The organism is Pseudomonas sp. NCIMB 10586, assembly GCF_023127895.1.
GTDB classification, from domain to species: domain Bacteria; phylum Pseudomonadota; class Gammaproteobacteria; order Pseudomonadales; family Pseudomonadaceae; genus Aquipseudomonas; species Aquipseudomonas synxantha_A.
Genome location: NZ_SPKQ01000053.1, coordinates 1 through 11,891, shown reverse-complemented (window position 1 = coordinate 11,891; position 11,891 = coordinate 1). Strand labels below are relative to the sequence as shown.

The window sequence follows — 11,891 nt, the reverse complement described above, 5'->3', positions numbered from 1 at the left end:
GTGTTCCTTTTATTGTTATAGGGTGAATGCCTGGCGGAAGCGCTCCAGGGCCACTTCGCTGGTGCCGCTGGCCCAGCCCTCCAGGCCGATTACGCCGGTGTAGCCCATGGCGTGCAGCGCACGGGCAATGGCCGGGTAGTGGATTTCGCCGGTGCCGGGTTCCTTGCGCCCGGGCACGTCGGCCACCTGGATTTCACCAATGGCGCTGCCGGCGCGCTGGATCAATTCGATCAGGTTTCCTTCGCCGATCTGCGCGTGGTACAGGTCCAGGTTCATCTTCAGATGCGGGCTGCCCACGGCTTCGATCAGGGCCAGGGTGTCGTCGGCACGCGCAAACGGCGTACCGGGGTGATCGACGGCGGTGTTGAGGTTTTCCAGCAGGAACACACGGCTGGCGTCTTCCCCCTGGCGCGCGATTTTTTCCAGGGTCTTGCAGGCGCTCAGCCACATGCGGCCGGTGGCCTGGTTGACCGGCTGCACCGGCAGGCCGCCGGCGCCCAGGCCGGTGCCGTGCAGGTTGAGGCTGGGACAATTGAGGCGCTCTGCGATGCCCAGGGATTCGCGGGCGCTGTCGAGCAGTTGGCGACTGCCTTCGGGGTCGGTGAGGGTGCCGCTGATGTAGCCGGTCATCGAGGTGAAGTCCGCGCCGGTAGCGGCCAGGGCGTCGATGTCCTTGTCGGTCCAGCTCCAGATTTCGGCGCTGAACCCCAGGGCGTGGATACGTTTGACCCGTTCGATGAAGGGCAGGTCGAGAAACACCATCTCGGCGCTGACGGCCAATGTGAACGGCATCATGGGCGCGCCTCTTGCACGGCCACGGCCTTGCCGGTCTCGTACGACTCAATGCAAGCGCGGGCAATTGCCAGGGCTGCGCGCGCATCCTCACCGCTGGCCAAGGGCTTGGCGCCGCTGCCCAGGCAGTCGACGAAGTGGTTGAGCTCGGCGATATAGGCGTCGCGCAGCAAGTCGGTGTCCATCCGCTGGGTGTCGGCCTGGATGCCCTGGGCCAGGTAGCGCACCAGGTCGCAGTCATTGAGGCTGCCCATGCTCAGCATGCCTTGGCTGCCGAACACTTCACCGCGCACATCATAGCCATACACCGCCTGGAAGTTAGCCTCGGCGGTGGCGATGGCGCCGTTGTCGAAGCGGATCGTGACCACGGCGGTGTCCAGTAAACCCTGGCTTTTGTACGCCGGTGCGATCAGCGCGTCGGCCATCACATGCACCTGCACCGCTTCGGCGCCGGGGTTGAGGTAGCGCAGGGTGTCGAAGTCGTGGATCAGGGTTTCCAGGAAGATCACCCATTGCGGCGAGTTGGCAGGGTTGTTCAGTGCCGGGTCGCGGGTCAGCGAGCGCAGCAACTGCGGCGTGCCGATGCGGCCGGCGGCGACATCGAGGTGGGCGGTACGGAAGCTCTTGGCGAAACGCCGATTGAAACCGACCTGCAACGGCACGCGGGCGTCGGCGGCAGCGGCGATGGCGCGATCGGCTTCATCCAGGGTGATCGCCATGGGTTTTTCGCAGAAGATACCCTTGCCGGCGCGGGCGGCGCTGATCACCAGTTCGGCGTGGCTGCGGGCGGGGGCGGCAATGAGTACGCCGTCGATCTCCGGGTCGTCCAACAGCTGTTGCGGGTCGGTGTAGACCTTGTCCACCCCCAGCTCTGCTGCCAGGCGTGCGGCCTGGCCTGGGGTAGGATCGGCGATGGCGGCGAGGCAGGCACCGGGGATGTGGCGGGCCGCCGTAAGGCCGTGGAAGCTGCCCATGCGACCGGCACCGATCAAGCCCAGGCGGATATTCTGTGTACTCATGAAGTGACCCCTTTTTATTGTTGGCCCGCAGGACAGTCCTGGCTGGCATAGAGGTAAGAGCAAGGGGTGTGCCAAATCATAACTAACTGATTTTTAATAGGTTATTAAAATCAGTAAACAAAATGTGTTCATTCAGATGACATGTCTATACTGACATGTCAAAAATATGAACATGGATGCCTTGATGAGCCTCACATTCAGCGTGCAAGACCTCGAATACCTCACGGCCCTTGGACCTGATGCGCTGAATGACGGACCCGTCGCTGCGTTGGAGCAGGGCTGGCGAGCGTGTCTGTCCGGCCAGGTCGAACGCCCGGCCGAGGTGCGCCAGGTCATCTGGGATTCGTGGCGGCGCAGTCTCGAGGCAAGGATCGATCCCGGTCACAGCCACTACCGTTTCGTTGCCGCCCAAACGCTGGCGGCAACCCTGGCCAATCACCGCGTACTGATCGCCGTCGCCGCGCAAGTCATGCACGGCTTGCTGGCCTATAACCCTCGCGGCCATATCAACCTTACCGATGCCGAGGGCACCACCCTGTATTTCTGTGGGCTGGATATCACCCCGGTGGGCAGTCGCCTGTTGGAATCGGTACAGGGCACCAACTGCACCGGGCTGGCGCTGGCCGAAGATCGCCTGATGTACGTGTTGGCCGAGGAGAACTTCGCCGGCGCCCTGCGCCAGCGCCGCATGCACTGCGCCGCTGCGCCGATCAAGGATGCCCAGGGCCTGACATTGGCCATGCTCACGCTGACCGCCGAGCCCGGCTGGTTTCATTTCCATACCCTGGGCACCGTCCAGGCGGCAGCCGAAGCGGTGTCGCGGCAGATGGCGCTGCAGGTGTTGCTGGAAGAACAACAAGCGGTGCTCGAAGTGCTGAACGAAGGCTTGGTGGTGCTGGATGAGCGCGGCTGCATCAAGGCACTCAACCGTTATGCGCGGCAGTTGTTCGGGGTGGGGCTGGAGCTGATCGGCAGTTCGTTCCAGCGCCTGGGGCGCAGTGAGTTGAGCGACGTGCTGGGTGAGCCGGTGCGCGACCTCGACTGCACCTTCGAGTTGCACGACCGCAGTCAACTCGCCTGCCTGGTCTCGGTATGCCCGCTGGAGCAGGGTGGGGTGATCGTGTCGGTGCGCGAAAACCGCCGCATCCGCGAAATCACCCGGCGCCTTATCGGTACCCAGGCGCGCTATACCTTCGACACCATCCAGGGCACCTCACGGGCGATCCAGGACGCGCTGCACCTGGGGCGCATTGCCAGTCGCGGCGACGCCACCACCTTGATCCTCGGCGAAAGCGGCACCGGCAAGGAGCTGTTTGCCCAGGCCATTCATAACGCCAGCGAGCGTTGCAACGGCCCGTTCGTGGCGGTCAACTGCGGCGCCATCCCCCGGGACTTGGTGCAGAGCGAACTGTTTGGGCATGTCGAAGGCGCGTTCACCGGCTCGGCGCGAGGTGGGTCGGCGGGCAAGTTTGAATTAGCCGATGGCGGCACCATCTTCCTGGATGAAATTGGCGACATGTCCTTCGATGCCCAGGTCAGCCTGTTGCGGGTGTTGCAGGAGGGGGAAGTGACCCGCGTGGGCGCGAAAAATTCGCGGCCAGTGAACGTGCGCATCATCGCCGCCACCCATCGCAACTTGAGCCAGGCAGTGGCCGAAGGTGCGTTTCGTGAGGATCTTTACTACCGCCTCAATGTGTTGAACCTCACCGTGCCGCCGTTGCGTATGCGCCGCGAGGATATCCCGCTGTTGGCACGGCATTTCCTGCAGCGCTGTGCGCGTTCGTTGCGTAAGCCAGTGCAGGGTTTCTCGCCGGAGGCGCTGGCGCTGCTGTCAGCCCATGGCTGGCCGGGCAATGTGCGTGAATTGGAAAACGCCATCGAGCGGGCGACCAACCTGGCGATGGGGGAGTTGATCCAACCGGCTGACTTGCCGCTGGAAACCCAGCAACGGGCGACGCTGCGCCTTTACCAGCCCCAGCCCGCGCAGGATCTGAGCAGTCATGAACTGCACGCCATCGTCGCCGCGCTGAAAAACACGGGCGGCAATATCCGCCTGGCGGCCCGGCAACTCAACGTGTCGCGGGGTGGGCTGTACAACAAGATGGGTCGGTTTGGCTTGGATGCAGGGGATTTTCGCGGGCGGTGAATGATTGCCCGTGTGCAGATTAAATGTGGGAGGGGGCTTGCCCCCGATGGCGGCCTGACAGCCGATCAGGATGTTGGATCAGACCGAGTACATATCCATTCCTGCGGTAACGGCTACTTAGGGTTCCGCTCTTACAGCGGCTCACTTTTGGAAGGACCGGAATGCCGGCCCAGCCAAAAGTAAGCAAAAGGTCCTCGCCCCACCACTCGGCACCTCGCTTAGGCTCGGTGTGCCCGTAATCCGACAGAGATTTGGGGGGCCGCCGCCACGCGCCATCCATGGCGCGGGGCGGCTAAACCGGCATCCCTGCCGGTTTACCCCCCAAATTCCCTGTCGAATTCCGGCCAGCGTGGTTTAACGGGGCGCCTGAGATCAAGATCAAGAGCGGCTCGCTTCGCATCGTGGTTACGGTCGGCAGCTACAAAGTTGCGTAGATACCCATGCCGCGATAGCGGTGTTTCAGCCTCTGAATTTTTGACGGGTTCATTGCCATCGAGGTCGAATCGTCGCACCGCCCCTCCCACATTGTGTTCTTTGTGTCTCAGGTGCCCATGTTTTCCGGGGTCACTATCTGCGGTGGTATATGCACCCGATGCCGCACCGGATCGAAGCCTTCGTCATTCAGCAACTGCACCAGCAGTTGCACCAGCGCCGCCGCCGTCTGCCGCGGCTGCGAGTCCATTACCACATCGATCAAGCCGCGGCTCAACGCCTGGCGTGACAGTTCGGTCGACTCCTGCAGAATGCAACACAGCGCCGGACGCTTGGGCAGTTGCGCCAGGGCGTTGATCACGCCGTCACCACCGCCGCCCACCACGCACAGGCCGCGCAGGTCGGTGTGGCGGGCAAGCAGGTCGAGGGTGGCTTCCTCGGTGATGTCGCAGTTGTCCAGGTTGATCAGCGGCTCCAACGGCTTGAGCCCTGGCGCGTGTTCGGCCAGGTAGCTGTGCAAGCCTTTGACCCGTGCCTGGTGCCCGAGAAAACGATGGCCGCCCAACAGGATGCCCACGCTGCCTTTGCGTGCGCCGCAGGTGTGCGCCAGCAGCCAGCCCATGGTGCGCCCGACCACGTGGTTGTCCTGGCCCACATAGGGTTCGAGGGCCTGCTCATGGATATCCGACAGCAGCGCAACCACTGGTACGCCGGCTTCACGAATCTGCGCCAGGCAGGCGTTGATCAGCGGATGGGCGAAGCTGACCACCGCCAGGGCGTCGCACTGCACCGCCAGTTGCTCGATCTGCGCGACGATGGCATTCGGTGAACGGTCGTTGATGTAGTCGAACTGGCAGCTCAGGTTGGCGGTGGCGTGATGCTGCGCTGCATCGCTTATTGACTGGGCGAGGTTGGCATAGAAGGCCTGGGCGGTGCCCAGCAACAGCACGCCGAAACGGTAGGTGGGCCGCCGTTCGCGGATGCGCTGGCCGATCAGGCGCGCAGCAAAATAGCCCACCGCTTCGGCAGCCTGGAACACCTGTTCGGCCGTGCCGGGGTTGACCGGAGCGCGGGCGTTCAACACGCGGTCGACGGTGGCTACGCTGAGCCCCGCATGGGCGGCAACGGTGGCGATGGTTGGGCGTTTATTGTTGTGCATGGCAGGCCCCTTGAGCGTCTTGATAGAAAACTATCAAGCCCCGCTGGGCCTGGATGATAGCTTGATAGGGAATGGATTCAAGGCCTTGAGGGTGATTTGGCTGCGCTCTATGGTTGGTTCCGCAAAGCACCTGAAACCCCACGCTAGCGGAGCACAATAACAATGCCTGAACCCACCGCTCACCGCGCCCGACGCGACTACAGCCTCACCGGGCCCGAAGCGGCCCGTGCCGCCGAAAAGGGTCTGGTCTCGGCCAACTGGTACCAGTCACCCATCTCGCGCAAACGCATGAAAGAACTGATGCAACGCCGCGATGGCCCGGCCTTGCTCGACACGGCCATCTGGGCTGCGACGCTGTTGGCCACAGGCTTTGGCGGCTATTGGTTCTGGGGCTCCTGGGCCTGCGTACCGTTTTTTCTCGCCTATGGCGTGCTCTACGGAACGGCGTCCAACCCGCGCTGGCACGAAACCGGCCACGGCACTGCGTTCAAGACCCGCTGGATGAACGATGCGTTGTACCAGGCGGCGAGCTTCATGTGCCTGTTCGAACCTCACGTGTGGCGCTGGAGCCATGCCCGTCATCACACCGACACCATCGTCGTTGGCCGCGACCCGGAGATCGTCGAGCCGCGCCCGCCGAGCCTGTGGATGATGGCCCTCAGCCTGTTCAACCTGCCCCTGGCCTGGAAGACCTTCAGCGGCGTGGCCCGCCATGCGTTCGGGCGCATGAGTGCCCAGGAGCAAGACTTCATCCCTGAATCCGAATGGCCCAAGGTATTCCGTGCCGCACGTATATGGATTGGGATTTATGCGCTGATCATCGGCGCCGCGTTGTACCTGCACAGCTGGCTACCGCTGATGCTGATGGGCTTGCCCAGTCTCTATGGTGCCTGGCTCGGCTACCTGTTCGGCCTCAGCCAGCATGTGGGCCTGGCTGAAGATGTGCTCGACCATCGCAGTAACTGCCGCACCATCTACATGAACCGGGTGCTGCGCTTTATCTACATGAACATGAACTACCACCTCGAACACCACATGTACCCGATGGTGCCTTACCACGCGCTCAGTCAACTGCACGAAGAGATCCGCAGCGACTGCCCGCCGCCGTATGCCAACCTGTGGGAGGCCTACCAGGAAATCATTCCGACTATTTGGCGCCAGCGCAGCGACCCCAGCTATTTCGTCCAACGCCCGACCCGTGGCGAGGGAGCTTGCTCGCCCCACAGTAAAAGCCAGTCATTGGAGATAAATGCATGAACGATCAATGGATCGACGTCTGCGCCGTGGGCGAAATAGAAGCAGAAGACGTGCTGCGCTTCGACCACGGTATTCACACCTACGCGGTGTACCGCTCGGCCGAGGATGAATTTTTCGCCACCGCCGGCCTGTGCACCCACGAGAAAATCCACCTGGCGGACGGCCTGGTGATGGACCATGTGATCGAGTGCCCAAAGCACAACGGGCGCTTCGATTACCGTTCCGGCCAAGCCCTGGGCGCGCCGGTGTGCGTCAACCTCAAGACCTACCCGGTGCGGGTCGAAGCGGGGCGGGTACTGCTCGCTGTCACGGCCGGATGATGAACCAGACCCTGATCATCGTCGGCGCTGGTCATGCCGGTGGACGTGCGGCACTGACCTTGCGTGAAGAAGGTTACAGCGGGCGCCTGATCCTGATCGGCGATGAAGCGCACTTGCCCTACGAACGCCCACCGTTGTCCAAAGGCGTGCTGCAAGGCTCGACGGACCTGGCGGAATGCAGCCTGTGCGACAGTGCACGGTTGGCTGCGCTTGGCATTGAGCATATCGCCGGCAACCCCGCCAGCCGTTTGGAGCCGCAGCATCATCGGCTGCAACTGGCTGACGGCCAATGGTTGACCTATGCCGGCCTGCTGCTGGCCACCGGAGGCCGGGCGCGACGCTTGCCCCAGGAGCAGGCCAACGTGTTCTACCTGCGCACCCATGATGAAGCGTTGGCCTTGCGCAATGAATTAAAGCCAGGCGCCAGGTTGGTGGTGGTCGGTGGGGGCTTTATCGGCCTGGAGGTGGCCGCTACGGCGCGGGGCCTGGGCTGCGAGGTCACGGTGCTGGAAGCGGGGCCGCGGCTGGCCGCCCGGGCGCTGCCGCCAATGATCAGTGAAGCGCTGTTGGCGCTGCATCGTCAGCAGGGTGTGGATGTGCACTTGAACGTTGCCCTGGAGTGCGTCCACGCCGACGCCGTGCAACTGGTCGATGGGCAACGGGTGCCCTGTGACCTGGTGGCGGTCGGTATTGGTATGCAACCCAACATTGAGCTGGCAGCGGCGGGCGGGCTGGAAGTAGGGCAGGGCATTCGGGTCGACGCGTGCCTGCGCACCAGCGCACCGGATATTTACGCGGCGGGGGATGTCTGTGAGTTTCGTCTCGGCGGCGTCTATCAGCGTCAGGAAACCTGGCGCAACGCCGAGGCCCAGGGGCGTCACGCTGCGTTGAATCTGTTGGGCAAAGAACTGCCGTTCGAGAGGGTCCCGGGTTTCTGGTCCGACCAATACGACTGGGGTTTGCATTCCGTCGGGGCGATGACTGCGCGGTCGGTCAGCCGTACGTTGCCCGACGGTGGCCTGCTGCTGTTTTACCTAGACACCAACGCCCGATTGCAAGGCGCTTTCGGCTGGGCTCCGGGCAACCGCGCCGCCAGGGACATCAAGCTGTGCGAGCGCTTGATCACTGCAAGCATTGCGCTTGACGTGGCGAGCCTGGCAGATGCCGATACGTCCCTCAAACACCTGCTGCGAGGTTGAGATGCACCAACTCCTGGTATTCCAATCACTGTGGGCCATGCAAACCGAGCCCGGCAGCCTCGAAGCGCAACTGGACCGCATCGTCGCCGCCGGTTTTGACGGCATCACCGACCATTACTGGACGCCGGCCGCAGTCTCGCGCTTGTACGCTGCCGCCACGGCCAGAGGCTTGCAGATCGAAGGTCAACTGTTCCCGCAATCGGTGGATGATCTGGCCAGGGCATTGGAAGTGATCGGCCGCTACGGTTGTCACCACCTCACCCTGCAAGCCGATGTGCGCCCGCGTACCCAGGCCGAGGCGGTCAGGCTGATCGAAGGCTGGCAGCGCCTGGCCGAACAGGTGGACTTCCCGATCCTGCTGGAAACCCACCGTTATCGACTGACCAACGACCTGCTGTTCACCCTCGACCTGTTGGCACAGATGCCCGACCTGAAACTGCTCGCAGACCTGTCCCACTACGTCGTCGGCCGCGAGTTGCCAGAACCTGGAGCCTTGGAAGACGACGAGCAGATACGCACGATCCTGCGCCATAGCTGGGGCTTTCATGGCCGCATCGCCAGCAGTGAGCAGGTGCAGGTTGGCCTGGATTTTCCTCAGCACCAGCCTTGGGTCGAGCGCTTTACCGGCTGGTGGCGCTATGGGATCGACGACTGGCTGACCCGTGCCGACGCGCCCCAGAGCCTGCCCTTCACCTGCGAACTGGGCCCGCCACCCTATGCGATCACCGATGCAATGGGGCGAGAACTCACTGATCGCTGGGCCGAGGCGCTCAAGATGAAAGCGCTGATTCGCCAGGTGTGGGCCAGTTGTCACGGCTGATCTGCTAACCTGCGTCGGTTCAAACCGACCTTAGTCTATGGATCTGCCTGATGAAAACCTGCCCTGTCCAGCCACCTCTCGAACCGCAGTCCGTGTGCCACCCGATCACCAGCAGCGCGATTTTCATGGTCGCCACCCTGGCCCCCGATGCAGTTGAAAACGTGCGTGCCTGGTGCGCCGACATCGCAGGCCTTGTGCGCTCGGTGGGCAAGCGCGTGCCGTCGGGCAACCTGACCTGCGTCTGCGGGTTTGGCTCGGATGCGTGGGACCGGCTGTTCGGCGCGCCTCGCCCGGCGTCGCTGCATCCGTTCCGCGAATTCGGTGTAGAAGGGCGCAAGGCGGTGTCGACCCCGGGCGATATCCTCCTGCATATCCGCGCCGAGCAGATGGACCTGTGTTTCGAGCTGGCGACCCAATTGATGGCTGCCTTGGGCGATAGCGTCAAGGTGGTGGATGAGGTCCAGGGTTTCCGCTATTTCGATATGCGCAGCATCATCGGTTTTGTCGACGGCACCGAAAACCCGGTAGGGCGCAAGGCCGAAAGATTCACCCTGGTCGGTGACGAAGACCCTCAGTTCGAGGGCGGCAGCTACGTAGTGGTGCAGAAATACCTGCACAACATGAGCGCCTGGAACGGCTTGACGGTAGAAGCCCAGGAGAAGGTAATCGGGCGCACCAAACTGGCAGATATCGAACTGGACGAAGAAACCAAGCCGAGCAACTCTCACAGTGCCTTGACCGTCATCACTGACGAGAACGGCGAGGAAGTGAAGATCCTGCGCGACAACATGCCCTTCGGCCGCCCCGGTGCCGGCGAGTTCGGCACCTATTTCATCGGCTACGCACGCTCGCCGCAGCCTCTGGAGCAGATGCTGGAAAACATGTTCGTTGGCCGCCCGGTCGGCAACTATGACCGCTTGCTCGACTTCAGTACCGCCGTGACTGGCGGCCTGTTTTTCGTGCCCTCGGCCGACCTGCTCGAAGCGCTGGCCGACCGCGAACCGGCGGCTTAACTCAACAACCCGCTGCTGACCGCCACAATCAGGAAGATCCCCAGCAGCGCACGGTAGATCACGAACGGCCAGGTGGAGAAGCGCTCCAGGAACTTCATCAGGCCCCAGATCGCAAAGAACGCCGAGATGCTCGCCACCACCAGGCCGAAGATCAAGTGCGGCCAGGCGTGGGCAGGGAGGTCGGCGCGCAGCAGCACCCACAGTTCTTTCAAACCGGCCAGGGCAATGGCCGGCAGGCCCAGCAGGAAAGAAAAGCGCGCCGCTTCCTCACGTTTGAAATTCAGGAACAGCGCTGCGGTCAGCGTGGAGCCCGAACGCGACACCCCAGGAATCAACGCGCCGATCTGCGCCACCCCCACGATCAGCGCATCGCGCAAGCGCATTTGGCTTACGTCGCGGGTATGGCGGGCGCGCACTTCGGCCAGTGCCAGCAACACCGCCATCACCACGCAGGAAATGCCGATCACCATCAGCCCGCGCAATGGCGAGTTGCATGCATTGAGGGTCGAAGACAGCGCCAACCCGGCAATGCCAATCGGGATAGTCGCCAGCACGATCGCCACCGCCAGTTTGAACCACCGATCGTTATAGTCGCCCCGGCGCACCGCACTGATACTGCCGGTGGTGACCTGGCGCACATCCCGCCAGAAGTAACTGACCACTGCCGCCAGCGCGGCCAATTGCATGGCCGCCGAAAACGCCGAGCCCGGGTCTTGCCAGCCGAGCAGGGCGGGCACCACGCGCATATGGGCGGTGGACGACACCGGCAGCAATTCGGTGATGCCCTGGATTACCCCCAGGATGAAAATTTGCAGGTAATTCAGGGAGGCAAAGCCCACATCCAGGCCGGCGGTACAGACGTTGGTCACAATACGTGTCCTTGAGCGAAAGGTGGAAACCGGCGAAGTTTATTCTAAATGTTTCAGGAATTTGGCCAGGGCAACCGCTATTTGCATTCGGTTCAGCCAATAGAAAGGATTCGACAAGCCATTGGCGTGGCAGGCACTTTTGTGAACAATGGCGCCCTGCGTTTTTCCACCGAGAGCCCCATGCCTGAAACCACCGTTGAATTGATCCAGACCGGCCCTGAAGACGCCGAGCTGATTCGCAATCTGTACCAGTACTACGCCTACGAGTCTTCGGATTGGGAGCAGGAAGATGTCGAGGCCGATGGCCGTTTCTATATCCATGACGAACACCTGGCCCGCTATTGGCAAGACCCGCAGTGGAGCGCCAACCTGTTGCTGGTCGATGGCTATATCGCTGGTTTCCTGTTGATTGAAGGCAGCGAACTGCCGGGCATCGACGCGTTGGAGCTGGCCGACCTGTTCATTCTCAAGCGCTATCGTCGCAAGGGCATCGGCCGTGCCATCGCCAGCCAGGTGCTGTGCAGCGGCGCGGCCAATTGGCTGGTGCGTTTCTATGATCAGGACGAGGTATCCCAGGCATTCTGGCGCACCGTGTTGGATAACCTGCCGCGTCCGGTGCAGATGATTGAACTGGAGGATGAGCCGCAGTTGGTGAGCTATCTGATTACCCGGGCGTCATTGCACTGATGCCCCGTGATTCGGATGTGGGGGCGGTAAATGTGGGAGGGGGCTTGCTCCCGATGGCGGCTTCAGGGCCGACCGGGATGCTGGATCAGACCGAGTACATATCCGTTATTTAGGTCACGGCCACTGTTGGTTCCGCTTTTACAGCGGGTCACTTTGGAAAAGAGCCTGTACGGACCGG

At 62.5% G+C, this 11,891-nt stretch carries 11 protein-coding genes; 7 read left to right on the top strand and 4 right to left on the bottom strand.

Annotation, left to right across the window (positions count from 1 at the left end):
• Positions 1-15: 15 nt before the first annotated feature.
• Positions 16-795 carry a TIM barrel protein gene (locus E4P01_RS27075; protein ID WP_216091770.1) on the bottom strand — a complete coding sequence of 260 codons (780 nt, stop codon included), beginning with the start codon at positions 793-795 and terminating at the stop codon, positions 16-18.
• Entirely contained in the window at positions 792-1,811 is a 1,020-nt protein-coding gene (locus E4P01_RS27070; protein ID WP_216091769.1) for a Gfo/Idh/MocA family oxidoreductase, read from the bottom strand. The genes E4P01_RS27075 and E4P01_RS27070 overlap by 4 nt, the downstream gene beginning before the upstream one ends.
• Before the next feature lie 184 nt (positions 1,812-1,995).
• Here E4P01_RS27070 and E4P01_RS27065 point away from each other — a divergent pair, with 184 nt between their 5' ends.
• Positions 1,996-3,957, top strand: coding sequence for a sigma 54-interacting transcriptional regulator (locus E4P01_RS27065; RefSeq protein WP_216091768.1), 1,962 nt, complete (start codon positions 1,996-1,998; stop codon positions 3,955-3,957).
• A 541-nt stretch (positions 3,958-4,498) separates the two neighbouring features.
• Here E4P01_RS27065 and E4P01_RS27060 read toward each other — a convergent pair.
• Entirely contained in the window at positions 4,499-5,548 is a 1,050-nt protein-coding gene (locus tag E4P01_RS27060) for a LacI family DNA-binding transcriptional regulator (protein ID WP_216091767.1), read from the bottom strand.
• 162 nt (positions 5,549-5,710) lie between these two features.
• Here E4P01_RS27060 and E4P01_RS27055 point away from each other — a divergent pair, with 162 nt between their 5' ends.
• Genes E4P01_RS27055 through E4P01_RS27035 form a run of 5 tightly spaced genes read left to right on the top strand, consistent with a single transcriptional unit; the run spans position 5,711 to position 10,157 of the window.
• Positions 5,711-6,805, top strand: coding sequence for a fatty acid desaturase family protein (locus tag E4P01_RS27055; RefSeq protein ID WP_216091766.1), 1,095 nt, complete (start codon positions 5,711-5,713; stop codon positions 6,803-6,805).
• On the top strand, positions 6,802-7,125 hold the full coding sequence (locus tag E4P01_RS27050) for a MocE family 2Fe-2S type ferredoxin (protein ID WP_032880442.1): 324 nt from the start codon (positions 6,802-6,804) through the stop codon (positions 7,123-7,125). Before E4P01_RS27055 ends, E4P01_RS27050 begins: the two co-directional genes overlap by 4 nt.
• Entirely contained in the window at positions 7,125-8,324 is a 1,200-nt protein-coding gene (locus E4P01_RS27045; protein WP_216091765.1) for an FAD-dependent oxidoreductase, read from the top strand. Before E4P01_RS27050 ends, E4P01_RS27045 begins: the two co-directional genes overlap by 1 nt.
• Before the next feature lies 1 nt (position 8,325).
• Positions 8,326-9,144, top strand: coding sequence for a sugar phosphate isomerase/epimerase (locus tag E4P01_RS27040; protein WP_078821758.1), 819 nt, complete (start codon positions 8,326-8,328; stop codon positions 9,142-9,144).
• A 50-nt stretch (positions 9,145-9,194) separates the two neighbouring features.
• Positions 9,195-10,157: a Dyp-type peroxidase gene (locus tag E4P01_RS27035; RefSeq protein ID WP_032880448.1), complete on the top strand. Its 963-nt coding sequence runs from the start codon at positions 9,195-9,197 to the stop codon at positions 10,155-10,157.
• Here the strand turns inward: E4P01_RS27035 and E4P01_RS27030 are convergent.
• Complete coding sequence (locus E4P01_RS27030) at positions 10,154-11,026, bottom strand: undecaprenyl-diphosphate phosphatase (protein WP_103735484.1); 873 nt, start codon at positions 11,024-11,026, stop codon at positions 10,154-10,156. The genes E4P01_RS27035 and E4P01_RS27030 overlap by 4 nt on opposite strands.
• A 48-nt stretch (positions 11,027-11,074) precedes the next feature.
• Between E4P01_RS27030 and E4P01_RS27025 the strand changes: the two genes are divergently transcribed.
• Positions 11,075-11,713: a GNAT family N-acetyltransferase gene (locus E4P01_RS27025; protein WP_078821755.1), complete on the top strand. Its 639-nt coding sequence runs from the start codon at positions 11,075-11,077 to the stop codon at positions 11,711-11,713.
• Positions 11,714-11,891 lie beyond the last annotated feature (178 nt).